The following is a 26,799-nucleotide window of genomic DNA, read 5'->3' as shown; positions in this document are numbered from 1 at the left end:
TTTGTTATGTCCCGGCCTCTTTTTATTCATTCGTTAATTGTTCAAACCTTTTTACCGCTTCGCTTTTATCAAATGAACTAAACCATCGATAGTCTTGGTCATCTAAAATGCGATAGTGCTGACTAATCATATTTTGCTGCAGACGAAAAGAGCCTTCTTTTTGAATTTCTTTCCACCATACTCTTCCTCCGAGCGTTTTATCTTTTGGAGAAGATACGCCGTTATGAGCAATGATTTCTACTACTTCTAAAGGAACGTCTCCTAAAACCGATTGAAGGATTTCACTGTCACCAAACAAACCGCATACTGCAACAGTGGTCGTCCACCCTGCTTCCGTGCGCCCTTTTTCAATTTGAACCAATGTTTTTTTGGAAATACCAATGACTTCAGCCATTCTGTCTTGTGAATAGTTTCTTTCTAAACGAATTAATCGTATTTTATCCGATACTGATTTAATTACTTTTTGTTTATTCATTTTCACAGCCCTTTCTTTCTATACACGTACATTTCTTTAGTGTAATATTACACCTAATTAAAGAAGAGTTTCAAGCGTTTCCCTTCGTCACAAGACGGGGAAATATACTGAAATGGTTTTTGTAAACTAAAACAATTAAAAGGAGTTGAGAATATGTATATCATTGTATGGGCTGTGCTTGTACTATACGCCTTTCTGCTAGCCCCGGGAGCAAGCGCCTCTGATGATTTACTGTTTAAAAAACTTATCACAGGAAATTTTCAACAGGTAGATCCGCTAGTGGTTATGGTATTCTCTTTTTTGGGACTTTTCCCAATATTGTTTATGGTAATGATCTGTAAAAAAGATACATACAAACTGCCTGGATGGCCATTTTCTCTTCTATCATTTGGGGTTGGAGCTTTTTCTCTTTTGTTCTATTATCATTGGAAAGGACAAAAAGTTCGAAAACATTCGCGTATTCCTTCACGTTTCATTGCTATCATTTCTTCTCGTCTATGGATTGGACTATGCTTAGCGCTCACGATTGCAGGTTACGTATACGGACTATCCGTAGGTTCAATAAAAGCTTATGGAGAAGCTTTTATGCAGTCACAGCTTGTTAGCGTGATGACCGCTGATTTTTTTGTTTTAACGTGGCTTTCTTACTCCGTTATGACAAAAGAAAGGATAGCATCCCGGCCTTACCTTCTTTTATGTTTCATTCCAGTTGCCGGCCCTTTTCTTATTTTGTTACTGCTTCCCCGCCAAGATGTTAGAGAAGAAAAACTTTAAATAAAAGTCTTGCGTTCCATTCATTATTCCGTTATAATCATTTCTTGTACGATGAAAGTTGATTAATTAGAAAACATTTATATATCGGCATCTTATTTACATTTGTTATACATACCTGCGCTGTGCGTATACTCATGTTGTCTTAAACCTTTGAGTGTTAAAAGGGAGCTCAAAATTTAGCTGCAGATAGCACGCCCTTCTTGGGACGCTAAACCCGGCTATGAGGGCACCCACCTAGTAGATCTGGGTATTTAAGACACTTAGGGTTACGGCAGTGCGGGCTTATTTTTTAGTTAGCTGTAGCTAGCTTTTTTATTTTTTATTTTATTAGTTTACATAATTATTTTATTGTTAACTTATATTTTTTTAGACATGTATGTTTTATTTATCTTCGATTGAGGAACATAAAAAGTAATAAAGGAGATGGATAAAATGAATGAACAAAAAATTGCTAAAAAAGTAAACGAAGTATTAGAAGGAAATCGTGTAGGAACATTAGCTACAGTTGTAAACAACAAACCCCACTCTCGCTATATGACATTCTTTAGCGATGAAGATGGTATCGCTCTTTACACACCAACAAATATCAATACACATAAGGCAGAAGAAATCGAAGCCAATCCGAACGTGCACGTACTATTGGGCTACAGCGGCGAAGGATATGGCGATCAATACTTAGAATTATCTGGTACAGCTGTTCTTCGTACTGGTGATCAATTAAAAGGACGTATATGGAATGATCACATGAAAGAATGGTTTGACGGTCCAAATGACCCTGAGTATGTTGTTCTTGAAATTACGCCGAACGAAATTCGCTTTATGAATGAAGGCGAAGAAACTCCTCAAACTGTTCAGCTATAATAAAAAAAGCGCACAGTGTGCGCTTTTTTTATTTTCCTACCGCTTCTTTCAATTGAGCTGCTTTTTCTTTTGGAGACGCTGCTAAGCTAATCGCGGTAATAATAGAAACGCCATCTGCACCTGCTTCTACTACTTGTTTGGCATTTTCAGGCGTGATCCCGCCGATTCCTACAATTGGAAAGTCAATATTCTGGTTTCGCACTTCTTCAATTAACTTTGTACCTTGCACTGCTTTTGCGTCTTTTTTTGTAGACGTAGGAAAAACAGGTCCCATTCCTACATAATCCGCCCCGTCTTTTATCGCTTGCTGCAGCTCTTGTACATTATGAACAGAGACGCCTACAATTCCTTTTCCTATTTTCTCTCGAACAATATGAGCTTTTTCATCTTCTTGTCCAATATGAACGCCATCTGCTTGTAAGCGGATCGCTAAGTCAAGATCATCATTCACAACAAAAGGAACGCTGTGCTGCTGACAAATTTGCTGAAGTTCCTTCGCCAGCTGATATTTCGCTTCTCCTGTTAAGGCACCCTCGCCTTTTTCACGGAATTGAAACACAGTAACGCCGCCTTCAATTGCTTCTTTCAACACTGCTCTCGGATCTTTTGTACAGTTATTGCTGCCCATTATAAAATAAACTTGCAGCAGCTTTTTGATTTCTTTGTTTGTCATTTTCCGGCTCCTTTTAACGTTGATGTACTCTTGCATATGATTCAATATCCTGCCCAGATAAAAGATAAAGCTGGTTTAACAGCTCAATTTGAAAGCTTCCCGGCCCTTCTTCACCTTTTTTCGCTGCGGCGATTTCACCTGCCACTCCGTAAAAACTTAAAGCAGCAACGCTTGCCTCGACATATTCTTTTTCTACAGCAGCGAAAGCTCCTATAATTGATGTCAGCAAACATCCAGTCCCCGTCACTTTCGTAAATAACGGGTGACCGTTGTCTACTGTATACGTTTTGTTTCCATCTGTGATTACATCTTGTTTACCGGTAATAACAATCACTGTATCTAATTTGTTCGCTGCTTTCTCAGCAAGTTCAATGACGTCTCCTTGCCCTTCTAATGAATCAACGCCTTTAATGAGCCATGACTCGCCTACTACATTCGCAACTTCAGCAGCGTTACCACGAATAACTGCCACATTTAATTCTTCTACAAGCTGACGTGCTACTTCTGTACGAAACGGTGTCGCTCCGGCTCCTACAGGATCGAAAATAACCGGCACGCCATTTTCATTTGCTGATTTTCCTGCTATTCTCATCGCTTCTACTTCTTGAGCCGTCAGTGTACCTATATTTAAGACAAGCGCTCCGGCGATTCGTGCCATGTCAGCCACTTCTTCTTTCGCATAAGCCATAACAGGTGAAGCTCCTAGTGCAAGCAGTCCATTTGCTGTAAAGTTGGTTACCACAACATTCGTAATATTATGAACAAGCGGACTTATGTCTCTTACTTTCTCTAATTGAGCTGAAATTTTACTAATATCCATGTTTTTTCACTCTTTTCATTTAGTTTTAACACTGCAAAAAAGACAAAAAAGCACCTTGCATGCGCAAAGTGCTTTGGTATGTACTCACATTCCCTGCGCTGGCATTATCCAACAGGTTCAAATGGTCAACAGGCGTCCCTGTACTCTCAGCCTGCCCCGCGCAAGCTCCCATACTATTCTTGTTACGTTTAAAGTTTACTATTAACCTTTTTTATTTGCAACCATTTCACTGTTTTGCCGATAAAATAAAGCTTCTCTATAGGCTGAGTGGCGCTTTAAAGCTTACACCATTCCTCAAAGAATAATCAAAAGACCTCCAGTAAGCTACTGGAGGTCTTCTATTCCCTAAGAATTCTATCATTTTTCCTTATGGTTATTTCTCTTGAACCGCTTGATTTCTCACAACTGTTTTTCTGTCCTTCCCTGCTCTTAAAGATAAAAGAAAACAAAGAAGCAGTACAAGTGCAGCTGATACGTACGGATAATTAATGTTTATATCAAAGAGAAAGCCTGCTACAACGGGGCCAATAATATTTCCAAGACTTGTATAAGCAGAATTTAGTCCGGCTACATATCCTTGGTCGTCTTGTGCCATCATCGACATTTGCGTGCTGATTGCCGGACGTAAAATATCTGTTGCTAAAAAAACGATAAATGTCACAACAATAATAAGCCAGTACGTGTGCACAAATAGCGTAAGTAAAATAAAAAGTCCCGTCATCATCAAGCAAAACGAAATCACTCTTTTTTCACCAAACTTATTTAAAATCCATCCAAAAATCGTAACCTGCACTACAGCCCCCGCAATAGAGCCGAACGTAATAACAAACGCAATATCTTTTGGCGTAAAGCTAAATTTATGATCAACAAATAGTGAAAAAATCGTTTCATAATTGGATAATCCAAACGATGTCACAAAAACAATAATTAAACTTAAAAAATAAGGTTCTTTATAAGAATTCATAAGCTGCAGTAGCAGCCGCTCTTCTTTTGGATTCTCATTGTTTGAAACAGTATGATTTTGTACAGGACGAGACTCTGGCAAAACAAGAAGCGTAATCACTGCAGCCAAGCCTCCTGCTACTGCGGCCATATAAAATGGTACACGCATGCCGTATTCAGCTAAAAAGCCGCCGATACCGGGTCCAATAATAAATCCTGTTGTAATCGCCGCCGTCACATAGCCCATTCCTTTAGCGCGTTCTTTAGCAGACGTCACGTCCGCTGTATAGGCCATAACAGCAGGCATAATGAGCGCGGCCCCAACCCCGCCTAACATTCTCGATACAAATAATAAAAGAGGTGTACTCACTGAACCAAAGAACCATTCAGACAAGGCAAAAACAATCATTCCCGCTACAATAATTTTCTTTCTCCCTAACGAATCTGATAACCGACCCGCTAAAGGTGAAAACAAAAATTGAGTCAGTGAAAACACCGCTACTAAAAGCCCCATCACGCTGCCGTTGATATGAAGCTCCGTCATATATGTTGGCATAATTGGAATAACGAGACCGATTCCTGTAAAAACAATAAAAATATTTAGCATGAGCAGCAAAATCGCCGCTCGATTTCTTAACAATAATGACATATAAACCTCCTGATTACAAAAATACTGAACGTTCGGTCTATAAAAATACAAAATAATGAGGGATTACTCATTACCGCAATAAGCATCCCCGATTATTTAAGAAGACCTTGCTATGATTCCGTTTAAAAATACATCGATTGCTGAATGGTAAAGCTTCAGGGCATTTTCCGTGTTCGTTTTTCGAGACATGCGGCTCATTCCAACAAACAGCCCTTCTAAAATCACTGCAAGCTGTTCTGCATTTTTAGGAGAAAACTCTCCTTCATCAATGCCTTTTTGCAAAAGCTCCCGGTTAAACTCCACGTGTCGTTTCACCATCTCATCAATTCGCTCTTCGATGTCGCTGCCCTTTTCCTCGTTGTTAAAAAACTCATCGGCGGCTTTCGTAAGAGGATGATTTAAATCATCTAAAATGATTTGCTCCGCAATTCCAAAAAGCTTATCTCTTGTTGTTTTGTAAAGAGACTCTCTTTCTTTCCAGTTGCGTTCCCACTCGAGATCCCATTCGTCTATTAAATAGAGAAAAAGCCCTTCTTTACTTTTAAAGTGATAATAAATATTCCCTTTACTGCTTCCCGTAGCTTCTACAATTTCCTCAATAGATGTAGCTTTATAGCCTTTTTGAGAAAACAATGCTTTAGCGGCATCTGCCACTTTTCTTTTGGTTTGTTCACTTTGAAGCTTTTTTTTATTCAAGCTATTTCCACCGCCCGGCACATTTATTATTTATACTGAACATTCGTTTTGTATTATCTGACACCTATACTACATAGGAAAATCCTTTTTGTCTAGTGAAAAAATCTAGTTTATACCTTTTTATATGAATTATGACAAAACAAAAAACAATGAGGTTGAGACATAACTAAATCGACCGCTAGAAGCCACTGCATATATGAAACCTACGTTCACCATCACCATAAAAAAATCCGAACGAGTTGGATTCTTGATTAAAAATTTTGATTCATCGTTCGGATCTTCTTTGACTAAAATACTTTTGTTCCGGCCTCTTTTAATCAGTCATTCAATTTCTTTGTCATAAATACACTGTATGGATCTTCTTTGTAGGTAGAAAACGGTTCGCACTCGTAAAACCCAAAACTGGCGTATAGCTTTCTAGCCGGTTCAAAAGCAGAAGCGGATCCTGTTTCTAAGCTTAAGCGTCGGTATCCTCGTTTTTTCGCTTCATTTATTATGTACTGCAGCAGCTCCCTAGCAATGCCTTTTCGCAAATGAGCCGCGGCTGTTCGCATCGATTTAATTTCTCCGTGATGCTCATCTAGCTCTTTTATAGCCCCGCACCCTGCTAGCTGTCTGTCTTCCCACACGCTCCAAAACGTAATATCACGGTGTTTTAAGCTTTCAATATTTAGAGCATGAATACTTTCAGGAGGTGAATGTAAGTTCATTCCTTGAAGGTGAGAACTTACTAGTTCAATAACTTCATTGTTCGTTAAGTGGTCTCTTTTTATTTTAATCATTTTCTCTTCCTTCCTGCTACTAACGGGCGGTCAACTACAAACCTACTTATGAATAAATTCACTGTCAACCTTTAAAAATCCTTTTATACACTCCCTTCTTTTTCACAGTTATTAAAATCGACTTTGCCAAGCAGATGTTTCATACATTGTTAAACGGAGGTGAAATTCGTTGAAGAAGGTTTTATTTTGTCTTGTCCCTCTTTTGTTTTTATTATCCGCCTGCTTTAGTGATCCTGTTCAAGATGATTTAATCGACTATAACAATCAAGATTTAAAAAAAGCCGCTCAGCTTGAAAAAGAAGCGATTGACGCATACGATTCTGTTACAGGCGCTAACTACACAAGTGACGCAGTGATGTATGATACGATGACGAGTGAAGTCATTCCTACCTATCGTAAATTTGTCGACGAACTGGAAAACATCGATGTAGAAACCGACGATCTTCGAAAGGTTCATGAAGGCTATATAAAGGCTGCCAATACCCAGTATAATGCTTTCATTAAAATTGTCAGCGCTTTAGAAAAGCAGGACCGCAACCTTATTGCTGAGGCAAACGCTATGCTTGATGAGGCACGAAAAGGGATACGCGATTACAATGCCGCTATTAAAAAGCTGGCTAAAGAACATGATGTAAAAATTGAAGAACTAAAAACACAGCGAGAAAACAGCCTATAGTTTTGATGCAAAAAGAAGGTCTCTAAAAATAGTAAGAGACCTTCTTTCGTATGCTGTTTCAATTTCTCCACGTTCGTTCGATAAACGAAGAAGAGTATTAGGAAATATTGCTTAACGATGCATAATAAGAGGCAATAATTTCTTCATCTGAATGCGGAATTTCGTTTCCTTTTACAAGCTGAGCGCCGTTAATACAGCCGCTTGTAAGTAAAATAATATCATTCGGCTTTCCTAAAGAAAGCGACTTTAATACTCCTTCTGTTCGAGTAGGGGCACGGTGAATATTACTTGCGCTTGGATTTAAAAAACCTGTCATTACTTGATCTACAATCACGTTCGGATCATGATGACCTGGATGATCAACAGTTACGACAATTCCATCAGCTTTTCCTTCAATGACACGCGCCATTTTAGGCATTTTATTAAAATCTCGAATGCCGATCCCTGCAATCATGACAATGAGCTGGTTATACTCCATCTTTTTTACTTCTTCTACTAAACGCGTAAGGGCAACAGGGGTATGGGCATAGTCTAAAATCACTTTTTGGTTATTAGGACCTTCTATCACTTGAAAGCGTCCTTCTGGACTTTCCAATTTAGGAAGCACGCTAATAATATCTTCAATGTGGTATTCAAAATGAAGAGCTGTACCAATGGCCGCTAGCACGTTAGCAATGTTGTAATCGCCATATACAGGCACTGCTACTTTGTATGACTGTCCTTTATAAAGTAAATCAAAGAAAGAGCCCCCTTCTTTGACAGTAATGTTTTTTGCTTGCAGAGTTGCCTCCGCATTATTTAATAAGCTATACGTGACTTTAGGTCCTTCAAATAGCCTGCTCAAGTCTTTACCCATGTCCTGATCATCTATATTAATAACGGCATGTTTTGCCTGCTGAAATAATTTCATCTTGCATTTTTTATAGTGCTCAAACGTTTTATGATACTCTAAGTGCTCTTCTGAAAGATTTGTGTGAATGGCGACATCAAAATAAATATCTTCTACTCGCTGCTGATCAATCGCAATTGAAGATACTTCCATCACTGCCGCTTCATCGCCTCGTGTATACAAATCATAAAAAATTTTATGCAAGTCTACCGATTCAGGTGTTGTAGGCGTACTTTTTTTATAAACTAACTTCTTCCTTGATGACCAAATGCCGGTCGTGCCAATCGATCCTGTCGGCAATTTTAAAAGAGTTAAAAGCGACCTTACGTAAGCTGCTACGGTTGTTTTACCATTTGTACCTGTAACGCCAATTGTCTCAATTTTTTCATCCGTATAATCAAAATACATTTTAGAAAAAGAGGCCATTACTTTGCGAACGTCATCAACAGCTAAAAACGTACAGTGAGAATACTGAGTGCTCAAAAGACGCAGCTCCTCAATGCTTGTCCCAAAGACTGCTACGGCTCCTCTAGCTATAGCTTCTTTAATATATTGATGTCCATCTTCATTTTCACCTTTTATACTAAAAAATACTGATCCGTCGTAAACCTGCTTTGAGTGATATGTCAAATGGTTGATCGTTTGAGATGCAGGCCCAAAAATATGTTTAATTGATAAGTTCATTAATGTATCAAAGTGGATGTTCATAGCTATTCCTCACAGTGTATAAATTTTATTTTTAATATGTTCTAAAATCCCTTAAATACTCTTTGAAGGATATTTTTTCTTTATTTCCATTTATAAAGAACTTTCTACAATTCAATCTTCTTATTTTGCTTTCATGTGTAGAACGAAAATAAAGAAAAGACGGATCACTATTTTTTAAAACTAAAAGTATGTAAAATATGGATGAACTGTGTATATCATACCAGCAGCAAAAGCGAAGCATTGTAGTAAAATATTCCCCCTATACGTGCAAAACGAAACCATTCTTTAAAATAAAATAATTTCATAGAGTAAGTTGAATCATGATCAATACTTGAACGTGGGGTAAGAAAGATTACTGTATGAATCAGTGCCTCTCTTTGCAAAATAACAAAGAAAACATCATAATAAAAGATGCGCATAACAGCGTGAATGACTCTGTTTTGAAAGGATGGACTACAGCAAATGACGCGTTCTCTTTTAGACATTGAACCACTTCCTCTTTTATTTTATCAACAGCCTACACTTGAATTAGCTCAGTCGCTGTTAGGATGTCTTCTTGTTCACGAAACGGCGGAAGGAACTGCATCTGGTTTCATTGTAGAAACAGAGGCTTATAAAGGGCCTTTCGACCGAGCAGCTCATAGCTTTAATAACCGGCGCACAAAAAGAACGGAGGTCATGTTCGGTCCTCCTGGTCATGCCTATACGCATACAATGCATACACATTGTCTACTCAATGTTGTAAGCAGCGACATCGATTGTCCAGAAGGCGTCCTCATTCGAGCTATTGAGCCATTTAGCGGAAAAAATTTGATGAAAAATAGACGTCGAGGGATGGAAAATGAAATAAATTGGACAAACGGTCCTGGGAAACTAACAAAAGCACTAGGGGTTTCAATGGATTTGTACGGTCATGATTTAACCAGCCCTCCTCTTTATATTGCTCGTGGCTTCACTCCTTCAGAGATTTCCGCCGGACCTCGCGTTGGCATTGATAATTCTGGTGAAGCGAAGGATTACCCTTGGCGCTTTTGGGTTACCAATCACCCGTTTGTATCGAAGTTCAGGTGAACAAAAGACGAATTGATTTATTAACGAAAATAAAAGAAGCACCTCTTTTTAGAGATGCTTCTTTTTGCTTACGCCCACCACATTTGTGAGGGAGTTTCTTCAATTAATACACTTTGTAAGTTTGTAACCGCGCGTTTAAATCCTTCTTCAATCGACATGATTGGATCTTCATGCTCGATGCTGACTACATAATCGTATCCGTATGTGCGAAGTGCACTCATCATATCAGACCACTCTTTCACATCATGTCCGCATCCTACGGATCTAAACGTCCATGCACGCGTTTGGACTTCTCCGTATGGCTGCATATCCGTCAGGCCGTACATGTTAATATTATCCTGGTCCAAGTACGTATCCTTTGCATGGAAATGATGAATGGCATTTTCTTTTGCTAAAATTTTAATAGCTCCTACCGGATCAATTCCTTGCCACCATAAATGACTTGGATCAAGGTTAGCGCCAATCGCTGGACTTGTTTTTTCGCGAAGCTTTAGCAGCGTATACGGAGTATGGACTAAAAATCCGCCGTGAAGTTCTAAACCAATTTTCACGTTATGCTCCTCCGCTAGTTCTCCAATTTCTTTCCAATAAGGAACAAGCTTATTTTCCCACTGCCAATTCAAGACGTCTCCATACTCGTTAGGCCAAGGAGTAACAGGCCAGTTTGGGTACTTCGCTTCTTCGTGATCTCCTGCTGTTCCAGAAAAGCAGTTAACCACTGGAACACCTACTAATGATGCTAGTTGGATGGTCTTGCGAAGCGTTTTGTCAGATTCTTTTGCAAAACTTGCCTCAGGTGAAATAGGATTGCCGTGGCAGCTAAATGCACTGATTGTAAGTCCGCGGTCTTTTATCTGCTTCATATAGGCTTCTCTTTTTTGTTCATCTTCAAGCAGCTCATCTAACGGACAATGACTGTTTCCCGGATAGCCCCCCGTTCCGATTTCAACAGCATGAAGACCTGCTGCTTTTACTTTATCTAACATCTCTTCAAAAGAAAGATCCGCAAATAAGACCGTGAATACTCCAAGTTTCATTTTAATTTCCCCCTGTGCGATATATTTCGTCAATAATAGCTGAGACTTGAAGCGCTTCTTGTGGCTTTACCACTAATTCAGCATTTCCTTTACACGCTTCAACGAAATTTTTAGCCTGACTTAGGCTGTAATCATCTTCTCCATCTATCCAAGGTGACGTACTGTTCATGAGCATACCGTTTTTAGACGTGTATAGTTCAAACGGAAACACGCTTAAACCGCCATCTACCCCTGATATGCTTACGTGCTCTTCATCATCTTCGATATTAGCAGCCCAAGAAGTTTCTAAAAGAAGCGACGCTCCATTTTCAAATTTAATATAGGCCGTTACATGATCATCCACGCTGAATGCTTCATGATCAAATGCTCCCCATTGATTTAATTGGTTAGGCGTTTTACTCAGGTCATTATATGTACTTCCCAGCACTTCAGTATGCTTTGGGTTTCCCATCAGCCAAAGCGTTAAATCAAGCAAATGGCAGCCGTAATCAATTAAGCTGCCTCCTCCTTGAAGATCTTTGTTCGTAAATACCCCCCAACCGGGAACCTTTCGGCGACGCATTGCTCTGACACGTGCAACTAATGGGCGCCCTACCTCTGTCATCATTTTTTTCGCTGCCTGCGCTTCTTTCATGAATCGGTAATGATACGCAATCGCTAACTGCTTACCTGATTCTCTAGCAGCAGCAAGCATTTCTTCACCTTGCTCTTTAGACATCGCCATTGGCTTTTCACATAGGACGTGAACGCCTGCTTTTAGCGCTTCTACTGCAAACTCGGCGTGAAATTTATTCGGTGTACAAATACATACAGCATCCACTTCTTTAAACATATCTTTGTAATCAACAAATACGTGAGGGATATTATGCTCATTGGCTACCTCTGTGGCTCTTTCACTATTAATATCGCTAAGCCCCCAAATCACACATTCATCACCCAGTTGTTTGAATGCCGGGATATGCCTGCTTACAGCAATCCCTCCTGCTCCGATTATGCCAATTCTCACGTTTTTCACCTCTTACACGCGCGTAATTTGTTTCGTTTGACTTGATTTTAAAGCTGCTAAAATAACAGCAAGTGATTTTAATCCTTCTTCACCAGGAACAGGAGATTCTTTATCTTCTGCAACTGCATCTACAAATTGTTCAATGACGTGAGAATTACCTTGGCCGCCTTCATCGTTCGACTGAATTTTTCCTAATTCATAGTTCACGACTTCACCCGTTGCATATTGTGCAACTAATGAATACGTCGGGTCGTCCTCCAAACGAAGAATCCCTTTCTCTCCGTAAACAATCGTGGAGTTATCTTCTTTTCCATTGTAAGCCCAGCTTGCCGCAAGCGTACCGATAATCCCGCTTTCCGTTTTTAATACGCACACAGCATTGTCGTCTACATTTGCAAAGTCTTTTGCATTGCTTTCTACAAATGCACCGACTTCTACAATTTCTTCATTCAATATGTAGCGGAGCATATCGGTTTTATGAACGCCTAAATCACCCATAGCCCCAATAAACGCTTCGTCTTTTTTGAAGAACCAGCTGTCTTTTCCGTCCACGCTCCAACCTTCAGGGCCACCGTGGCCAAAAGCCGTACGGAAACTATAAATTTTACCGATTTCCCCTTTTTCAATAAGTTCACGAGCTTTTTGATGAGAAGCTACAAAGCGCTGATTATGTCCGATCATTAGTTTTTTACCGTTTGTTTTTGCTGCTTCAATCATTGCTTTCGCTTCTTCTTCTGATGTTGCCATCGGCTTTTCACACAGGACATGAACTCCGCTGTTTAACGCTGCAACCGAAATAGGCGCATGAAGATAGTTGGGCGTACATACGCTCACTGCTTCTACTGTACCGCTTGCTAAAAGTTCTTCATAGTTTGTGTAAGCTTTTACACCGTACTGCTGTGCTACGCTGTTTGCACGTTCTGTGTTTATATCGCAAACGGCTACTAATTCTACTTGTTCATTCATCTTATATTCTGGTAAGTGACGGTGTTGCGCAATGCTTCCGCACCCAATAACGCCAATTTTTACTTTTGCCATCTTTCCTATCCCCTTTGCTTAAGCATTATTAATTAGTTTTTAACAGCGATTGATTCAAGCGGTTGCGCATTGCCGTAAACCGGACGTTTTCTCTCTGCTGGCTTCGCCCATTTAATCGCATTCATAATGACACGCTGAATGTCTTTGTTATGGTATGTTGGATATGTTTCATGTCCAGGTCTGAAATAAAATACTTTTCCGTTTCCGCGTTTGTACGTGCAGCCGCTTCTGAAAATTTCTCCGCCTTCAAACCAGCTCGTGAAAATCAGTTCATCAGGTGCTGGAATATCAAAGTGCTCTCCATACATTTCTTCGCGCTCAAGCTCGATAAATTCACCAATACCTTCCACAATCGGATGACTCGGTTCTACTACCCACAAGCGCTCTTTTTCATCTGCTTCACGCCATTTTAAGTCGCAGCTTGTGCCCATTAACGTTTTGAAAATTTTAGAAAAGTGACCTGAGTGTAAGACAATAAGCCCCATACCGTCTAGCACGCGCTGCTTTACTTTCTCAACGATCTCATCTTTTACTTCGTCATGTGCTAAATGACCCCACCATACTAAAACATCCGTTTGATTTAATACTTCTTCAGTCAACCCGTGTTCTACTTCTTCTAATGTTGCGGTGTGCGTACGAAATCCTCCTTCTTCTAAAAAAGAAGCGATGGCACCGTGAATGCCTTCAGGGTAAATTTCTCTTACCACCGGATTTTTCTGTTCATGACGATTTTCATTCCATACTGTAACATTAATCATTTTCATATCCCCTTTTTTTGTGAATGCTAACTTATATCCCCTTTTTTTATAAATGCTAAACTTTGGTTAACCGGTTAACTTACTGTGATTCACCCGCGCTTAGCAGTCGAATCTCGAATAATAAGTTCAACCGATAATTTCACATGCTGTAGCGTGCTGAAACGGTGTTCAATTGCTTGAATAACAGACGTCGCGGCGACGACTCCTTTGTTAAATACATCTTGACGAATGGTTGTTAGACTTGGAGATGCATAGCTGCTAAACGTTATGTCATCAAACCCTACGATTGAGTAGTCCTGCGGAATTTTTTTCCCCTTTTCTTGCAGTGCTTTCATAATTCCAAGCGCTAGCGTATCAGAGGATGCAAAAACCGCACGAATATCCTTATGATCTTGCAGCAGCTTGTTCCCTAATTTGTAACCGTTATCAAAGGAACTTTCGTTCACTTCAAAAACAAACGTCTTTGATGGTGTAATGCCTGCTTCTTTTAATGCTTTCTCGTAGCCTATATACCTCTTTTTATCCACTGGACTATTGACGAGGTGATGAGCAACAAAGGCAATTTCTTTGTGCCCCAAATTCACTAAATGTGTTGTAGCTAGATATCCTCCATGCTCATCGTCTACAGAAATATGATGATAATCACGTTCGTACTTTTCATATGTATCTACTAGCACAATCGGATTCGATAACGCTTTCATTTTCTCATACAATCGATGAGGGAAGGCTCCTAAAAACAGAAGACCATCAATATTTCTCGTTCGAATCCATTTTAGGCAATCAGCTGGGCTACTCGCTCCAGATATGACTAGATCATAACCATGCTTGCGGATTACATATTCAATTCCACTAATCATTTCGCTGTAATAATGGTTATCTTTAAATATAGTAGAAAGTGAATCATCTGTAAGCGGGAACATAACGCCAATCATATTTGACTTTTGTTTCGAGAGACTAACGGCGGTTAAATTTGGTTCGTAGTTTAATTCTTTTACCGCTGTTAAGATTCGCTCTTTTGTTTCATCGGATACTTTGTTAATTCCGTTTAAGACGTAAGATACTGAAGCTGCAGACACCCCTGCATGCTTCGCTACATCACGAATCGTTATCTTTTCTCCCATAAAATCTCTCCAGTTAAACGGTTAACTATTTACTCGTTCATTATAATTCACTCCTTTATTATCAGTCAACGTATTTTTCAAATTATCTGTTAACTATTATAATATCTTCCTAGATTGGCATGTTTTAAGCAGTGACAAGATGTATTGACACCTGTTAATCTTTGAAACGTACATATAAAGTTCGGTGCACAGCACGCACCGATCCGTGATAAAAGGGGCGTTCAAAAGGATTTTAGGAGGTACTTACTTTATGTTTAAGAAACTAGCAATTATTGGAGCACTGGCAGTTCCTATGTTCGGCATGAGTCACGGGGCAAATGCCGCTGAAACAACTCATCGCGTAAAATCGGGAGAGACTCTTTACAAGATTGGCGCTGAATACGGCGTTACGGTTAAACAGTTAAAAGAAGCGAATCACAAATCTACGGACTCTATTAATGCAAATGAAACACTAACAATCCCTAACTCTATTAGCGAAAGTGATAAAGAATTGTTAGCTCGCCTTGTACAAGCTGAAGCAAAAGGCGAACCTTACGCTGGCAAAGTGGCTGTAGCAACAGTTGTCTTAAATCGCGTGGATAGCGATTCTTTCCCAAACTCTATTCATGATGTCATTTATCAAGGTACACAGTTTACACCTGTACAAAACGGTGAAATTAATAAAGCAGCGGATGCTGAAGCAAAAAAAGCTGTAAATGAAGCACTAGCTTTTAGAGGTCAAGGAAAAGGTTCATTATTCTTCTTTAATCCAGATAAAACAAGCGACCAATGGCTTCGTCAAAAACAGGTTACGATTACAATCGGAAATCACGTTTTTGCAAAATAAACAAAAAAAGCACTCAGATGAGTGCTTTTTTTTAATATGCAACAAGTAAGCTTAATAGAACAGCTATAATAATAATAGGCAATACGTATTTAACTAGAAAGAACCATGCGTTGAATAATTTAACACCTTTTGTACTTCCTGAAATAAACTCTTCATACACGGCTTCTTTTTTCATTTTAAATGTCACAAAAATCGCAATGGCTAAACTTCCAAGAGGCAGCATTAAGTTGCTCACAAAAAAGTCAGCTACGTCAAATATACTTCTGCCAAAAAGTGAAACATGTTTTAGTACACCAAACGAAAGCGCTGATGGGATACCTACCACAAACACAAGAATCCCTGATAAAGAAGCGTAGCGAGTTCGTTTTGTCTGATCGTCTTTGGTTAAAGCAGCTACGATAATTTCCAGAAGTGAAAAAGCAGACGTAAGCGTAGCAAATAGAAATAAAATTAAAAACAGTGCTAAAAAGACGGTACCAAACGGCATTTTCTCAAATACTGTTGGCAAGACCACAAACAAAAGTCCAGGTCCTTCAGTTGGCTTTAATCCAAACGAAAAAACGGCTGGAAAAATAGCCAAGCCCGCCAGCAGCGAAACAAACAAGTTCAAAATAGCAATAGTGCCAGCTGAACGCGTCAAGCTTACTTTTTTCCCTAAATAAGAGCTATATGTCACCATGCAGGATAATCCCACGCAAAGCGAGAAAAACGACTGACCGAGCGCATAGAGAACAGATGACCCTGTAATGGCTGAAAAATCCGGTTTTAAAAAGAACTTTACTCCGTCCATTGCTCCGTCTAATGTTAGAGAACGCACCACGATAATGATAAAACAAATAAATAACAGCGGCATCATGTATTTATTAGCACGCTCTATTCCTTTTTGTACGCCTTTTGAAATAACAAACACTGTAATTAATAAAAACAGCGCCTGTGCACCTAATACTACATAAGGTTGGCTAATGACGGCATTGAACAACGCGCCGTACTCTTTTCCGCTTAGCATACCGGTTACACTCATAATCGTATATAAAATCACCCAGCCGCCAACGACGCTGTAAAAGGAAAGCAAAACGACACAGCTTAGTACTCCCAGCCTGCCAATCCATACCCAAGCGGATTTTGGAGCAATTGCCTTATAAGCACTAATCGCTTCTTTTCCCGTATGTCTTCCAATGATAAATTCTGCCAACAGAAGCGGCAATCCAATAAAAATCGTAAATAAAATAAACAACGCAAAAAATGCTCCACCGCCACTGGTTCCCGTTACGTATGGAAACTTCCATATCGCTCCTAGACCAATTGCTGCCCCAGCAGATGCTAAAATAAAACCGAGGCGTGAAGACCACTGATTTCCTTTACTCATATAATGTTACTCTCTCCTCTTCTAAACTCAAAACTCACCTGATTAGTACTGTACCATAAATGCAGAAGAAAATCATTCACGTTTTACTTTTTTCTATAAAACGATATCTATATAGAATAGAAAAAATGAAGAAGCAGCTACTTCTTCATTTTAAGGTCGGTGTTTCTATTCAAAATTTATTCTCTGTACGATGATTCATCTCCACGGTAGGCTTCTTGATTTGAAATTTCTTCAATATGCATATGCCCTTCTCTCTCTAAACGAAGGACCGTACGCTCTGCATCTTCATAGCTCTCGCACGTCACTTGTTTATATTCCATATCATCTTTATCTGTGTAAGCGACTAAATATGTTTCCATTTTAACTCCTCCTATATAACCTGTATGTAACGTATGTTGCCTTTTTCGTTTATTTCTAAACATATAGGCTCCAAACATAAAGCCTAGCATACTATAATAGCGGAACTTCAATTTAAAAAAGTTGAATTTTTCATTATGCACCGATGCAACATGGAGGTTACACTTATGACATTTATTTTATCATTCGTACCAATTGTTGTTCCTTTTGGTATTTTAATTAGCTTAATTGCTTTTACAGCTGCTTTTTTACAATCAAAAGAGCATCATAAAAAGCTCTAGCTTACAAAAGCTAGAGCTTCTTTTTAAAAACGTCTATAGCGTTTAATCAGTCCCACAATAATGGCAATTGCTAATAAAACAATCGAAATAATGACAGTCATGACAATTGGCTGATTTCCACTTTGCTTCACTGCAATGGCAATATAAGCCCAAATAAAAACAAGCGGATAAACAGCGTCTCGGTTTTTTAATGTAAACATGATGCCCAGCACAGCTCCTACCAGCAGCATAATAATCGTCCATGCTAACTCGTTTAAGCCAAGCAAGTGCTGTATTCCATTTGCTTGAAATACGACAAACACATTGACGATAGTCGCAACAGAAATCCATCCAAGATAAAGCGAAATTGGCAGACGCATAAACCATGTCGTCATTCGAGAATGCTGAATAATGGAATACACAATCATTAATGTGCCTAGAATAAAGAGCATAACTAAAAGAGATAACTTATAGTAATCGTTTTGGAAAATAAAGATCCACGCACTATTTAACAAACAGTTTAGAAAAAACCAAATGCCGATACGTGCATATATTTCCTTTTGATCTTCTCTTGCAAAAAATTGGCGTATAACCCAAATGGTTAATAACAAATAAATAACGCCCCAGATAGCAAAGGCATAACCCGCTGGTGTAAACAACGTAGGAACTTGCGCAGAAGCTTCTCCCGTTGTTTTGCCTCCTATTGGAATGGCATTTGCTAAATAATTCACAAGCAGTGTAATAGCCAAGCCTACTGTATTTAATACAGCATACAAACGAAATTTCGCCATTTTGTTCTCTCCTTTCTTCTATTTATATGGGAGTGTTTCGGAGACGAAAACGGCTCTTCCCTTCATTAATACCTCTTCTTCCCTAAAAATATGCATTTTTAAACAAAAATGATTAAAAATAGCTTTAAGAAATTTCCTCTTTAAGAAAGAAAAGCGGTTAGCACACAATTTCCCATAACGCTTTCTATTTTTCAGAATATATGGTAAGTTAAACTTAGATTAATAGGAAGTCCACTAGGGGTGCCACCGGCTGAGACAAGTTTTCTTGATCCCTTTGAACCTGATCTGGCTCATACCAGCGTAGGAAAGTGGCAATGTTCAGTTTTTTACTGTCCTTTGCCACTCCGTTTATAAACGGAGTGTTTTTTATTTCCTTTATGTGCTTGTTTGTGACTTCCTCATATTAAAGGAGGATTTTGATGTCATTTTCATCTCAATTAAGACAAGAAGCAAACTATATTTACGAAGCCATTTTTAACCATCCTTTTATTAAAGGAATTGCTGAAGGAAACGTGCCAAAAGAAGCGCTTATTCACTACGTTTCTCAAGATTACGAATACTTAACAGCATTTGTTCGCATTTACGGCGCTGCTTTAACAAAATGCCGCACGCGTACCGAAATGGAAGCCTTTAATGCCGGCATTTCTACGGTATTACATAGTGAAGTACACCCTCACAATAATTTTTGTGAAGTAGCAGGCGTACGTTATGAAGACCTTCACACTGAGACGCTTTCACCGACGGCCAGCCACTACATTAACCATATGACAAGTGTTGCGCATACAGGCAGCTTAGCAGAAATCATTGCAGTGCTTCTTCCATGTCCATGGACGTACGTTGAAATTGGCCAGCGCATTACAGAACAAGTAAATCCATCTCCTTCTCATCCTTTTTATGAATGGATTCAGTTTTATAATAATGAAGAAATGAATGGCACAACACAATGGTTTTGTAACAAGCTTGATGAACTCGCCGAACAAGCGACTGAAGAAGAACGTAACCGTATGAAAGATCACTTCATCAAAAGCTGTGAACTGGAGTATTTATTTTGGGAAATGGCATATACCCAAGAAAAATGGCCGCTTTCTCAGCTTTCCCTTTCAAAATAACGAAAAAGCCTCCTATCAGGAGGCTCTTTTATTTCAATAGTTTTTTGATCATTTTCAAGCTTTGTTTTTCCGAAGGATAGCGGAATGACAAATCAAACTTGGTTGTTTGAGACAGCATGCTTTTAAAATGAGTGAATGTCTGAAAGCTGTCTTTTCCATGATATTGACCCGTGCCGCTTTCTCCCACTCCGCCAAACGGCAAATATGGCGTAGCGATATGCATAAGCGTATCGTTTATACAGCCTCCTCCAAATGAAAGGCGCTCCGTTATGACGTTTTGCACATCTTCACTTTCTGTAAATAAGTAAAGAGCTAACGGCTTAGCTTTTTCTTGAACTTTATGAATGACTTCGTCTAGTGTTTCATATTCAATCATAGGAAGAATAGGCCCAAAGATTTCTTCTTGCATAACGTCTGATGTCCAGCTTACTTCACTTAACACCGTAGGTTCTATTGTTAGCGTGTCCTTATTGTACCCGCCTCCAACTATAGCATTTCCGTCTTTTAAAAACTCAACTAGCCGAGTAAAATGACGCTCACTGACAATACGGCCGTAGCGGTCGCTTTCAAGTGGATTACTACCGTAAAATTGAGAAATTGCTTCGCGAAGTTTCTCTACAAGCGGCGCTTTCACTTTTTTATGCACGAGCAAATAATCAGGAGCAACGCACGTCTGGCCTGCATTCATCCCTTTACCAAACATAATTCGCTTCGCTGCAAGATCTAGGTTTGCGTCTTCATGTACAATGCACGGACTTTTTCCGCCTAGCTCAAGCGTGACGGGGATAAGCTGCTTCCCTGCTTCTTGCATAATAATTTTCCCTACATTTACACTTCCCGTAAAGAAAATATAATCAAGGGGCTGTTTTAAAAGCAGACTTGTCGTGTCTACAGCCCCTTCAACCACCGTCACAAATGCTGGGTCAAAAGCTTCAGCCAGTAATTCTTGTATAACGCGAGATACGCTAGGCGTTAGTTCAGAAGGTTTTATAATCGCCGTGTTTCCAGCGGCAATCGCTCCCACTAAAGGAGACAGTGCTAATTGAAACGGATAGTTCCACGGAGCAATAATTAACGCAACTCCATACGGTTCAGGAACAATTTTCCCTTTAGAGCCCACATGTGTTAAAGCGGTTTTTACTTTTTTAGGCTTCATCCATTTTGCTAAATGTTTAAGCGTAAACCGAATCTCCTCTAGTAAAATCCCGATTTCCGACGTGTAGGCCTCTACTTCAGATTTATTTAAATCTTGTTTTAAAGCATCCATAATTCTCTGCTCATTTTGTTTGACTATTTCTCTTAGCTTATTCAGCGCTTGAATGCGGCTGCTGATACTCTTTGTCTTTTGCGCATAGAAATACTGCTTTTGTGTAGAGACAATATGCTCAATGACCGTTTCATCTGTGATATAAAATTGCTCGTGGTTCATCTCTTTCATCTCCCTATAAACATTCGCTTTCAACTGTAGCAAGCAAGTTTTTTAATAGCTCAACTGCCTCATTTAAAGCTAATGAATAATATCTCTGCGTTCCTTTTTGCTCAATTTGCACAAGCTTTTGATCGCGTAGAATTTTTAAATGATGAGAAATTGCCGGTCGTGATAGCGTAGACTCCTTTGCAATTTCATTTACGGTTAAAGGCTCTTTTTCCGCGAGCAGCAAAATAATATCTTGTCTTGCTGAATCACTTAGCGCCTGAAAAATAGGAATGCTGGCACGAAATAACTCGACTGCTTTTTGACTCATATAGATTCTCCTTTATTTAATTTCTTGTGTTCTGCGGACAACGGATGTAAGCCACTTTCTTGGCACGAAGCGCGGGATGAACGTAGCGAGACGAAACTGCACTCCTGGTACGATAACCGTCTGCCCTTTCATAAATTTTTTATAGCCAACTTTCGTTACTGTTTCTACATCCATTGCACCGCTTTGAAAAAGCTTGGAGTTGCTTAGCTGGGCTCGGTCGCTAAAACCCGTTTTAGTTGGACCCGGGCATAGAGCGCTTACCGTTACATTGGTACCTTTTAATTCATTTTCAAGGGCCTCTGTGAAAGACAATACGTACGCTTTTGTTGCGTAATACACCGTCATAAGCGGACCCGGCATAAATGCAGCAACGGACGCAATGTTCAAAATTTTACCTTGATTTCTTCTGACCATATCCGGTAAAAATAATTTTGTTAAATGAGTTAACGCTCGAATATTTAAATCAATCATGTTTAACTCGTCGTCTAAAGCTGTTTCAATAAATTTGCCGTATAGTCCAAAACCAGCATTGTTCACTAAATAGTCAACGTGTATTTTTTTATTTTTAAGTTCTTCATATAGTGACTGTATCTCTTCTTCTCTTGATAAATCCTTAACAACCGTTATCACGTCAATATTGTAAGTAGATTTTAAATTCTCTCCAATCGCTGTTAGTTTATCAGCGCTTCTGGCAACTAAAATTACAGGATGCCCATCCTTTGCGAATTGATAAGCTAACTCTTTACCTATTCCTCCCGACGCACCCGTGATGAGCGCATAATGCTGTGACATAGTGTTCACTCCTTATGTTTATATGTTCAAGAGCTTAAACATTTAAACTTATCTTATAGGATTCATTTTTTCCCGTCAACTGTTTTCTATACTCTTCTTTTCTTTTATGTTTTTCATTTTTGCCATTTGCGCATTTATGTACATTTTTTTACAAAATATGCGTTTTCTTTACATAGAAGGCTAATGTCGTCTAGTTTTGACAACCTTTGTCACCTAGCAGGAAAACAAGTGAAGATATGGTGAATACAACATACAACAAATAATCCATTACATAGTTGGATGAAAATAGATAAGGGAGGAAATGAAAAATGATGGAGACATATACAATTAAAAAAGTAAGTGATCAATTAGAGGTAGAAAAGAAAACGCTAAAACAATGGGAAAAACTATTGGGCAGCTATTTAACAATTGAACGAGTAGATGGGGCCCGTGTCTATACAGAGGAACAAATTGAATTATTTAATGATATTAAACAGCTGTTTGATGAACAATGTACGTTAGATGAAGTCAAAGAATACGTTCAGCTGCTGATAAAAGAACAAGAAGAACAGGAGCATTTAGTGATGGAATCAGAGGCAGCGGTTTCAAAAGAAGAAGAACCGGCACAGTTGAAAACTGCTAAAAAAGAAAACGTCATTGATTTTCAAGAACATTCCAATAAACAAATGAAGCAAGAAAAGAAAAAAGCTGCTGAAAAGCAGGAAAGCATTTCAGAAAATAAGCAAGAGAAGACCCCTCCTATACCTGAAGCACGATTAGCTACTGAAGAAGAAAAGCAGGCTATTTCTGCTTCTATTGAAGAGCCAAAACCAAACGACCTTGTTGTGAATGAAAAAGAACTGCTTCAAGGGGAATTAGTAGAAGCTGTTCGCCGCTATGAAGATGTGTTTGAGGTACTTGATACATTTAAAGCTGATTTGTTAAAAGAAATGCGGGAAGGTATGCGAAATGAAGTTCGCGAAGAAATTGTCGGAGAAGTAAAAAGAGAGCTTGAAAAAAGTGCTACTCAAACTGTAGAAATGGTGGAGTCGGTCGGGGCATACATCTCTGAGTCTTCAGAACGCAGCGCAAGAGATGTAGAGAATATGTCTAAAAAAATTATCCGTTCTAACGAAAAATCGTTTGATGAAGTCACTTCTTTGATTGAAGATTATTCAACAATCGCTGAAGAGAAAACCGAGGATATGCGCCTGTTCATGAAAGATGTCATGGAGAATGCGGATGAATCCTCTAAAGAAATGCAGTATTTATTAGACCGATTCTCAAGCAATTCCACCGTTGCGATGAATCAAGTAAAATTTATGGTTGAAAAATTAAACAATTCTTCAACTAATACGACAGAAGAGCTTCGTGATTTAATTGATTCAATGAATGAGGAACGAGTCTATTATTTAAAAGAAATGGAGAAAGAACGTAAGCTTCATCGTCAAAGCGTAGCTGAACGCGAAGAGATGTTTAGTGATTTTGTCCAAACCTTTAGACAAACCGCCGCTGCTGATATGAAGCGAAAAAGGAAGTGGTGGAAGCTGTTTCTCTCCTGAAAACACCGGCCCTATGGTAATAGGGCCGGTGTTTTTTAATAGTATGAACAATAGTAGTTTGTATGTAAGAAATGTTAAGGTAACGCGTGGCGATGAGACGTTATACTTTGAAAAACATGATAGCCGCTTACCGATACGCCTATAGTTCCTGCTCCTGGAAATACTGTATCTCCGCATAACCACATTCCTTGTAAGCCAGATCGATGTGAAATGCTGTTGAACAAGGCATGATCTAACGTTTGCGGAAAGCCTCCCACTCCGCCGCTTGGGCGAGAAGTGAACCTTTCCCATGCTTTAGGAGCTCCCGAAATTTGATGCTCTGCTTTTTCAATGCCAGGAATAATGGTTTTAATGCCTGCTACCATTTTTTTTTCAAGAACTTGTTTTTGAAGATCATAGGCTTCTTTGGTACTCCACTTGCTAAGATCAATGTGAGTAGACGCTGTAATTGTACGCTTGCCTTCAGGCGCTCGAAAACGATCGTCAGGATGAGAGACTGAGAGAAACAAATGATTTCCTTCCGTCATTTCCCCTTGTTCGGATTGAAGTACTTGCTGAAACAACTCTACCTTTTGCGGCAGATCTCTTTCATCAATCGCAAAATACATCGAAAACGTTCCCCACTGCGGAAGCTCGCTTTTTTCTTTTGCCCGCTTATGAATATGCTGGTAATCTTCATCATGCAGCAAAGACTTTAAGCTTTGAACCGGCGCGTTGCATACAACGTCTGATGCACGGTAATGGTTACCTCTATGATCATGCACGATCCACCCGTCATTATCACGCTCTATCTTTACCACTTTCCTTCCTAGAATCGTTTTTCCTCCGCTGGCTTTAATCGATTTTTGCAGCGCTTCTGCGACTTTGTATAAGCCGCCATTCACATAAAAAGCACCTTCGTGATAAATATCTAACGCTAAACATCCAATAAGCATTGAACAGTTCTCACTCGTTGTCTGCATGCTGTCTATTAATTGACCATCAACAAAATGAAGAAAGTCCGCTTCGTCTAGCAAGCTGTGTTTTTTTAGTAAATAACTAAACGATTGATGGAAATAAGGCAACAGCTTCACAGAACCAAAATTCAACGAACTTACCAGCCTGCTCCACTCACCGACTGTTAGAGGAGGAAGAACCGGCAGAGACTGCATAAGCTTGCGAATTTCTTTTGCAATTCTAAAAACATTTTCATAAAAGCTCCTAATATTTTTTGCTTTATGAGGAAATTGTTTTTGAAGATAGGAAATATGCTGATACCGGTCTTGATAATAAATCAGTGTACGATGAGGAAGATGAACTTTCATGATTTTCTCAAGAGAAACCTTTTCAATTTCTAGGCCAAGGTACGTGCCGATTCGCTCATGTATCCCTCCGTGCTCAAATCCCATTCCAAGCGTCGCCCCAACAGGAAACGTATACAAATGACGCTGAAATTTCCCTGCACAGCCTCCCCATTCTCGAGAAGCCTCTAAAACCGTCACTTGATAGTCATGTTTAGCTAAAAGCGCTCCCGCTGTTAAACCACCTATTCCTCCGCCTATTACGACAACTTGCTTATGCATGTTTTCACCTTCTTTAGCTCTTTCTTCTATTGTGCAAAAAAAAGAGGCTCACCGCAATTTAGAAGCGGCTCGTTACTGAAATAAAAAAGCCGTGAATGATCTCACAGCTTTTTGGCTTATTTCGTAATCACTCCACAAACAATCCGATCTCCTGAGTTTCCTGAAGGATCCGTTGTGTAATCGTCGACTTTATCATGTATCACTAATGCTGATCCATCCATATCCAAAAGAGAATTCGGCTTTCCTTCTTGCAGAGTGACAAGAGAAGCAAAAATTTCTGTATCTACTTTGCCATTTGGAGCAACTTCTAGATTGGGCAAATCACCTGCATGCGGGCCTTTTGTATTTTTTAAGCCGTGTTCACGTTTAAAAGGATTAAAATGGGCACCCGCTGTTTTAAAATCCGGCACCTCACATTTTCCTATTTCATGAATATGAAATCCATGTCTCCCCGGTGAAAGACCTTGAGCAGTTAATTTAATGTGCACGCCGTTCTTTGCTTCTGACAGGGTAGCCTCTCCTACTTTTTTACCCGATGTATTTGTTAAATCCACTTTAACAGGTTCTACAGATACTTCGCTTGTTTCTTTTGCTTCCTCTGTTTTCAGGTGGTTTTCATGAGCGTTATTTTGCTCTTTTACCATGCTGCATGCTCCTAACAATAACAGAACAAAGACTACGCATCCGTTCATTATCAACTTTTGCATCCGTGATTCCTCCTTTTTCTTATTTATCACCATCCTTTCACTATTTTCCTTTTTTTAGACATCAAAAATAAGATTGAGACATACGTTCACCTTACCAATGAAAAAATCCGAACGAGTTGGATTCTTAATAAAGAATCGATTCATCGTTCGGATTTTCCTTCAACTAAAATACTTTGCTTTAACGTCTTACTTCTGTTTAAAGTTGTACTCTTTTTCCGTTCCGTTTGAAAAACGAACTTCTAATTCAAACGACTGAAAATCTTTTTTTAGACCAAACGCATCGATTACTTCTTTTTTTACATCTTCATCGGGCGTGCGCTGATCAAAATTTAACTTTTTAAATTTTGAAGATAATTTATTAAAAGCTTTGTCTCCGTTCAAGTGCTCATCGTTAATATTATCATCCACTTTGGCTTCTATCTCATCATTTTCATTTTCGTAGTCGGCTTCATAATCATTGTTGAGCCCCTTATAGTCTACTTCTAAATCAAATTTTGAAAAGTTAAAAGATGTGTTTTCGCTTTGATTATCATAGCTCATCGGCGTTCCGCCATTCGTCACGCCTTGTTTATTTTGAGCTTCTTTTGCCGGCGCTGCATCATCATTGTGGCACGCTGAAAGCACGCTAATACTTATAAGGGAAAAGAATATGAAAAAGGGTCGTTTCTTCACTGTATTTCCTCCTTTGACTTCACTCTTCCTTCCCTTTATGTCCACAAATTTGATTTTTATACGCCTTCACTAGAAAACCCCGCTCTCTAAAAAGA

The 26,799-nt window shown here is 39.2% G+C and carries 29 protein-coding genes, 1 other RNA gene and 2 riboswitches; of the genes, 8 read left to right on the top strand and 22 right to left on the bottom strand.

The features are described 5' to 3' along the window. Nucleotides 1–22: 22 nt before the first annotated feature. On the bottom strand, nucleotides 23–475 hold the full coding sequence (locus tag AC3WJG_RS18435) for a helix-turn-helix transcriptional regulator (protein ID WP_176524092.1): 453 nt from the start codon (nucleotides 473–475) through the stop codon (nucleotides 23–25). Between the two features lie 153 nt (nucleotides 476–628). On the opposite strand from AC3WJG_RS18435, the gene AC3WJG_RS18430 reads away from it, so the two are divergent. The 3 genes from AC3WJG_RS18430 (at nucleotide 629) to AC3WJG_RS18420 (ending at nucleotide 2,110) form a co-directional block, all read left to right on the top strand. Next, the gene (locus tag AC3WJG_RS18430) at nucleotides 629–1,249 is read left to right on the top strand and encodes a hypothetical protein (RefSeq protein WP_098333260.1); all 621 of its coding nucleotides are present in this window, start codon (nucleotides 629–631) and stop codon (nucleotides 1,247–1,249) included. Nucleotides 1,250–1,358: 109 nt separating this feature from the next. Then, nucleotides 1,359–1,536: non-coding RNA, 6S RNA (gene ssrS, locus AC3WJG_RS18425), on the top strand. A 145-nt stretch (nucleotides 1,537–1,681) separates the two neighbouring features. Continuing rightward, the gene (locus tag AC3WJG_RS18420) at nucleotides 1,682–2,110 is read left to right on the top strand and encodes a pyridoxamine 5'-phosphate oxidase family protein (protein ID WP_013082985.1); all 429 of its coding nucleotides are present in this window, start codon (nucleotides 1,682–1,684) and stop codon (nucleotides 2,108–2,110) included. Between the two features lie 28 nt (nucleotides 2,111–2,138). Here the strand turns inward: AC3WJG_RS18420 and thiE are convergent, their stop codons facing one another. The 5 genes from thiE to AC3WJG_RS18395 all read right to left on the bottom strand — a co-directional run bounded on the left by thiE (nucleotide 2,139) and on the right by AC3WJG_RS18395 (nucleotide 6,672). Next, the gene (gene thiE, locus AC3WJG_RS18415) at nucleotides 2,139–2,783 is read right to left on the bottom strand and encodes a thiamine phosphate synthase (protein WP_098333261.1); all 645 of its coding nucleotides are present in this window, start codon (nucleotides 2,781–2,783) and stop codon (nucleotides 2,139–2,141) included. A gap of 13 nt (nucleotides 2,784–2,796) precedes the next feature. Then, nucleotides 2,797–3,603 (bottom strand): hydroxyethylthiazole kinase, encoded by an 807-nt coding sequence (thiM, locus tag AC3WJG_RS18410; protein WP_337134030.1) that lies wholly within the window; start codon nucleotides 3,601–3,603, stop codon nucleotides 2,797–2,799. Between the two features lie 73 nt (nucleotides 3,604–3,676). Beyond that, nucleotides 3,677–3,785, bottom strand: a riboswitch (TPP riboswitch). Between the two features lie 191 nt (nucleotides 3,786–3,976). Beyond that, nucleotides 3,977–5,194, bottom strand: coding sequence for an MFS transporter (locus AC3WJG_RS18405; RefSeq protein ID WP_337134031.1), 1,218 nt, complete (start codon nucleotides 5,192–5,194; stop codon nucleotides 3,977–3,979). A gap of 96 nt (nucleotides 5,195–5,290) precedes the next feature. Beyond that, nucleotides 5,291–5,890: a TetR/AcrR family transcriptional regulator gene (locus AC3WJG_RS18400; RefSeq protein WP_028408685.1), complete on the bottom strand. Its 600-nt coding sequence runs from the start codon at nucleotides 5,888–5,890 to the stop codon at nucleotides 5,291–5,293. A gap of 317 nt (nucleotides 5,891–6,207) precedes the next feature. Next, the gene (locus tag AC3WJG_RS18395; protein WP_060745754.1) at nucleotides 6,208–6,672 is read right to left on the bottom strand and encodes a GNAT family N-acetyltransferase; all 465 of its coding nucleotides are present in this window, start codon (nucleotides 6,670–6,672) and stop codon (nucleotides 6,208–6,210) included. Between the two features lie 169 nt (nucleotides 6,673–6,841). On the opposite strand from AC3WJG_RS18395, the gene AC3WJG_RS18390 reads away from it, so the two are divergent. Continuing rightward, the gene (locus AC3WJG_RS18390; RefSeq protein WP_098249829.1) at nucleotides 6,842–7,348 is read left to right on the top strand and encodes a hypothetical protein; all 507 of its coding nucleotides are present in this window, start codon (nucleotides 6,842–6,844) and stop codon (nucleotides 7,346–7,348) included. 97 nt (nucleotides 7,349–7,445) lie between these two features. Here the strand turns inward: AC3WJG_RS18390 and AC3WJG_RS18385 are convergent, their stop codons facing one another. Together AC3WJG_RS18385 and AC3WJG_RS18380 are read right to left on the bottom strand one after the other, a co-directional pair. Next, nucleotides 7,446–8,945 carry a UDP-N-acetylmuramoyl-L-alanyl-D-glutamate--2,6-diaminopimelate ligase gene (locus tag AC3WJG_RS18385; protein WP_253352781.1) on the bottom strand — a complete coding sequence of 500 codons (1,500 nt, stop codon included), beginning with the start codon at nucleotides 8,943–8,945 and terminating at the stop codon, nucleotides 7,446–7,448. A gap of 215 nt (nucleotides 8,946–9,160) precedes the next feature. Beyond that, nucleotides 9,161–9,430, bottom strand: a complete 270-nt coding sequence (locus AC3WJG_RS18380) for a hypothetical protein (RefSeq protein ID WP_098967283.1) — start codon at nucleotides 9,428–9,430, stop codon at nucleotides 9,161–9,163. Here AC3WJG_RS18380 and AC3WJG_RS18375 point away from each other — a divergent pair. Continuing rightward, nucleotides 9,408–10,016, top strand: a complete 609-nt coding sequence (locus AC3WJG_RS18375; RefSeq protein ID WP_098249831.1) for a DNA-3-methyladenine glycosylase — start codon at nucleotides 9,408–9,410, stop codon at nucleotides 10,014–10,016. The genes AC3WJG_RS18380 and AC3WJG_RS18375 overlap by 23 nt on opposite strands. A 68-nt stretch (nucleotides 10,017–10,084) precedes the next feature. Here AC3WJG_RS18375 and AC3WJG_RS18370 read toward each other — a convergent pair whose 3' ends face one another. The 5 genes from AC3WJG_RS18370 to AC3WJG_RS18350 all read right to left on the bottom strand — a co-directional run bounded on the left by AC3WJG_RS18370 (nucleotide 10,085) and on the right by AC3WJG_RS18350 (nucleotide 14,976). Next, nucleotides 10,085–11,053 carry a sugar phosphate isomerase/epimerase family protein gene (locus AC3WJG_RS18370; protein ID WP_221840446.1) on the bottom strand — a complete coding sequence of 323 codons (969 nt, stop codon included), beginning with the start codon at nucleotides 11,051–11,053 and terminating at the stop codon, nucleotides 10,085–10,087. A 1-nt stretch (nucleotide 11,054) separates the two neighbouring features. Beyond that, nucleotides 11,055–12,059 carry a Gfo/Idh/MocA family protein gene (locus tag AC3WJG_RS18365; RefSeq protein WP_034275886.1) on the bottom strand — a complete coding sequence of 335 codons (1,005 nt, stop codon included), beginning with the start codon at nucleotides 12,057–12,059 and terminating at the stop codon, nucleotides 11,055–11,057. A gap of 12 nt (nucleotides 12,060–12,071) precedes the next feature. Next, nucleotides 12,072–13,097, bottom strand: coding sequence for a Gfo/Idh/MocA family protein (locus AC3WJG_RS18360; protein WP_098249833.1), 1,026 nt, complete (start codon nucleotides 13,095–13,097; stop codon nucleotides 12,072–12,074). Between the two features lie 32 nt (nucleotides 13,098–13,129). Then, nucleotides 13,130–13,855, bottom strand: a complete 726-nt coding sequence (locus tag AC3WJG_RS18355) for a ThuA domain-containing protein (protein ID WP_060745759.1) — start codon at nucleotides 13,853–13,855, stop codon at nucleotides 13,130–13,132. Nucleotides 13,856–13,944: 89 nt separating this feature from the next. After that, nucleotides 13,945–14,976 (bottom strand): LacI family DNA-binding transcriptional regulator, encoded by a 1,032-nt coding sequence (locus AC3WJG_RS18350; RefSeq protein WP_060745760.1) that lies wholly within the window; start codon nucleotides 14,974–14,976, stop codon nucleotides 13,945–13,947. 250 nt (nucleotides 14,977–15,226) lie between these two features. On the opposite strand from AC3WJG_RS18350, the gene AC3WJG_RS18345 reads away from it, so the two are divergent. After that, nucleotides 15,227–15,802 carry a cell wall hydrolase gene (locus tag AC3WJG_RS18345; protein ID WP_050688712.1) on the top strand — a complete coding sequence of 192 codons (576 nt, stop codon included), beginning with the start codon at nucleotides 15,227–15,229 and terminating at the stop codon, nucleotides 15,800–15,802. Nucleotides 15,803–15,833: 31 nt separating this feature from the next. Here AC3WJG_RS18345 and AC3WJG_RS18340 read toward each other — a convergent pair whose 3' ends face one another. From AC3WJG_RS18340 to AC3WJG_RS18330, 3 genes are all read right to left on the bottom strand, one after another. Next, nucleotides 15,834–17,168 (bottom strand): sodium-dependent transporter, encoded by a 1,335-nt coding sequence (locus AC3WJG_RS18340; RefSeq protein WP_098249835.1) that lies wholly within the window; start codon nucleotides 17,166–17,168, stop codon nucleotides 15,834–15,836. A gap of 176 nt (nucleotides 17,169–17,344) precedes the next feature. Next, nucleotides 17,345–17,527, bottom strand: coding sequence for a hypothetical protein (locus AC3WJG_RS18335; RefSeq protein ID WP_013056847.1), 183 nt, complete (start codon nucleotides 17,525–17,527; stop codon nucleotides 17,345–17,347). A 302-nt stretch (nucleotides 17,528–17,829) separates the two neighbouring features. Further along, the gene (locus tag AC3WJG_RS18330; RefSeq protein ID WP_060745764.1) at nucleotides 17,830–18,576 is read right to left on the bottom strand and encodes a TspO/MBR family protein; all 747 of its coding nucleotides are present in this window, start codon (nucleotides 18,574–18,576) and stop codon (nucleotides 17,830–17,832) included. Nucleotides 18,577–18,802: 226 nt separating this feature from the next. Then, nucleotides 18,803–18,900: riboswitch (TPP riboswitch) on the top strand. Nucleotides 18,901–18,995: 95 nt separating this feature from the next. Here AC3WJG_RS18330 and tenA point away from each other — a divergent pair. Next, the gene (tenA, locus tag AC3WJG_RS18325) at nucleotides 18,996–19,685 is read left to right on the top strand and encodes a thiaminase II (protein WP_013056845.1); all 690 of its coding nucleotides are present in this window, start codon (nucleotides 18,996–18,998) and stop codon (nucleotides 19,683–19,685) included. A gap of 28 nt (nucleotides 19,686–19,713) precedes the next feature. On the opposite strand, the gene AC3WJG_RS18320 is transcribed toward tenA, so the two are convergent. From AC3WJG_RS18320 to AC3WJG_RS18310, 3 genes are read right to left on the bottom strand one after another with little or no spacing between them, the layout of a single operon-like run. Beyond that, complete coding sequence (locus tag AC3WJG_RS18320) at nucleotides 19,714–21,114, bottom strand: aldehyde dehydrogenase (protein WP_098249837.1); 1,401 nt, start codon at nucleotides 21,112–21,114, stop codon at nucleotides 19,714–19,716. A gap of 13 nt (nucleotides 21,115–21,127) precedes the next feature. After that, on the bottom strand, nucleotides 21,128–21,430 hold the full coding sequence (locus tag AC3WJG_RS18315) for an ArsR/SmtB family transcription factor (RefSeq protein WP_028408698.1): 303 nt from the start codon (nucleotides 21,428–21,430) through the stop codon (nucleotides 21,128–21,130). Nucleotides 21,431–21,442: 12 nt separating this feature from the next. Beyond that, entirely contained in the window at nucleotides 21,443–22,222 is a 780-nt protein-coding gene (locus tag AC3WJG_RS18310; protein WP_028408699.1) for an SDR family NAD(P)-dependent oxidoreductase, read from the bottom strand. 308 nt (nucleotides 22,223–22,530) lie between these two features. Between AC3WJG_RS18310 and AC3WJG_RS18305 the strand changes: the two genes are divergently transcribed. Further along, nucleotides 22,531–23,763, top strand: a complete 1,233-nt coding sequence (locus tag AC3WJG_RS18305) for a helix-turn-helix domain-containing protein (RefSeq protein ID WP_025752150.1) — start codon at nucleotides 22,531–22,533, stop codon at nucleotides 23,761–23,763. A gap of 74 nt (nucleotides 23,764–23,837) precedes the next feature. On the opposite strand, the gene AC3WJG_RS18300 is transcribed toward AC3WJG_RS18305, so the two are convergent. From AC3WJG_RS18300 to AC3WJG_RS18290, 3 genes are all read right to left on the bottom strand, one after another. Then, nucleotides 23,838–25,325, bottom strand: a complete 1,488-nt coding sequence (locus AC3WJG_RS18300; RefSeq protein WP_098432705.1) for an FAD-dependent oxidoreductase — start codon at nucleotides 25,323–25,325, stop codon at nucleotides 23,838–23,840. A gap of 116 nt (nucleotides 25,326–25,441) precedes the next feature. Beyond that, nucleotides 25,442–26,032: a superoxide dismutase family protein gene (locus tag AC3WJG_RS18295; RefSeq protein WP_216141901.1), complete on the bottom strand. Its 591-nt coding sequence runs from the start codon at nucleotides 26,030–26,032 to the stop codon at nucleotides 25,442–25,444. Nucleotides 26,033–26,218: 186 nt separating this feature from the next. Then, nucleotides 26,219–26,704 (bottom strand): YusW family protein, encoded by a 486-nt coding sequence (locus tag AC3WJG_RS18290; protein ID WP_016763933.1) that lies wholly within the window; start codon nucleotides 26,702–26,704, stop codon nucleotides 26,219–26,221. Nucleotides 26,705–26,799 lie beyond the last annotated feature (95 nt).

It is taken from the genome of Priestia sp. FW507-14D1A, from assembly GCF_058781295.1.
This window is presented reverse-complemented; position numbering and strand designations above follow the sequence as displayed.

Bases quoted from the DNA above. Each gene is read 5' to 3' on its own strand.
- thiE (WP_098333261.1), bottom strand. From the start codon at position 2,783: ATGACAAACAAAGAAATCAAAAAGCTGCTGCAAGTTTATTTTATAATG.
- AC3WJG_RS18315 (WP_028408698.1), bottom strand. From the start codon at position 21,430: ATGAGTCAAAAAGCAGTCGAGTTATTTCGTGCCAGCATTCCTATTTTT.
- AC3WJG_RS18375 (WP_098249831.1), top strand. From the start codon at position 9,408: ATGACGCGTTCTCTTTTAGACATTGAACCACTTCCTCTTTTATTTTAT.
- AC3WJG_RS18305 (WP_025752150.1), top strand. From the start codon at position 22,531: ATGATGGAGACATATACAATTAAAAAAGTAAGTGATCAATTAGAGGTA.
- thiM (WP_337134030.1), bottom strand. From the start codon at position 3,603: ATGGATATTAGTAAAATTTCAGCTCAATTAGAGAAAGTAAGAGACATA.
- AC3WJG_RS18320 (WP_098249837.1), bottom strand. From the start codon at position 21,114: ATGAACCACGAGCAATTTTATATCACAGATGAAACGGTCATTGAGCAT.
- AC3WJG_RS18380 (WP_098967283.1), bottom strand. From the start codon at position 9,430: ATGTCTAAAAGAGAACGCGTCATTTGCTGTAGTCCATCCTTTCAAAAC.
- AC3WJG_RS18360 (WP_098249833.1), bottom strand. From the start codon at position 13,097: ATGGCAAAAGTAAAAATTGGCGTTATTGGGTGCGGAAGCATTGCGCAA.
- AC3WJG_RS18310 (WP_028408699.1), bottom strand. From the start codon at position 22,222: ATGTCACAGCATTATGCGCTCATCACGGGTGCGTCGGGAGGAATAGGT.
- AC3WJG_RS18430 (WP_098333260.1), top strand. From the start codon at position 629: ATGTATATCATTGTATGGGCTGTGCTTGTACTATACGCCTTTCTGCTA.
- AC3WJG_RS18420 (WP_013082985.1), top strand. From the start codon at position 1,682: ATGAATGAACAAAAAATTGCTAAAAAAGTAAACGAAGTATTAGAAGGA.
- AC3WJG_RS18335 (WP_013056847.1), bottom strand. From the start codon at position 17,527: ATGGAAACATATTTAGTCGCTTACACAGATAAAGATGATATGGAATAT.
- AC3WJG_RS18330 (WP_060745764.1), bottom strand. From the start codon at position 18,576: ATGGCGAAATTTCGTTTGTATGCTGTATTAAATACAGTAGGCTTGGCT.
- AC3WJG_RS18405 (WP_337134031.1), bottom strand. From the start codon at position 5,194: ATGTCATTATTGTTAAGAAATCGAGCGGCGATTTTGCTGCTCATGCTA.
- AC3WJG_RS18385 (WP_253352781.1), bottom strand. From the start codon at position 8,945: ATGAACATCCACTTTGATACATTAATGAACTTATCAATTAAACATATT.
- AC3WJG_RS18395 (WP_060745754.1), bottom strand. From the start codon at position 6,672: ATGATTAAAATAAAAAGAGACCACTTAACGAACAATGAAGTTATTGAA.
- AC3WJG_RS18345 (WP_050688712.1), top strand. From the start codon at position 15,227: ATGTTTAAGAAACTAGCAATTATTGGAGCACTGGCAGTTCCTATGTTC.
- AC3WJG_RS18300 (WP_098432705.1), bottom strand. From the start codon at position 25,325: ATGCATAAGCAAGTTGTCGTAATAGGCGGAGGAATAGGTGGTTTAACA.
- AC3WJG_RS18340 (WP_098249835.1), bottom strand. From the start codon at position 17,168: ATGAGTAAAGGAAATCAGTGGTCTTCACGCCTCGGTTTTATTTTAGCA.
- AC3WJG_RS18350 (WP_060745760.1), bottom strand. From the start codon at position 14,976: ATGGGAGAAAAGATAACGATTCGTGATGTAGCGAAGCATGCAGGGGTG.
- AC3WJG_RS18370 (WP_221840446.1), bottom strand. From the start codon at position 11,053: ATGAAACTTGGAGTATTCACGGTCTTATTTGCGGATCTTTCTTTTGAA.
- AC3WJG_RS18355 (WP_060745759.1), bottom strand. From the start codon at position 13,855: ATGATTAATGTTACAGTATGGAATGAAAATCGTCATGAACAGAAAAAT.
- AC3WJG_RS18435 (WP_176524092.1), bottom strand. From the start codon at position 475: ATGAATAAACAAAAAGTAATTAAATCAGTATCGGATAAAATACGATTA.
- tenA (WP_013056845.1), top strand. From the start codon at position 18,996: ATGTCATTTTCATCTCAATTAAGACAAGAAGCAAACTATATTTACGAA.
- AC3WJG_RS18295 (WP_216141901.1), bottom strand. From the start codon at position 26,032: ATGCAAAAGTTGATAATGAACGGATGCGTAGTCTTTGTTCTGTTATTG.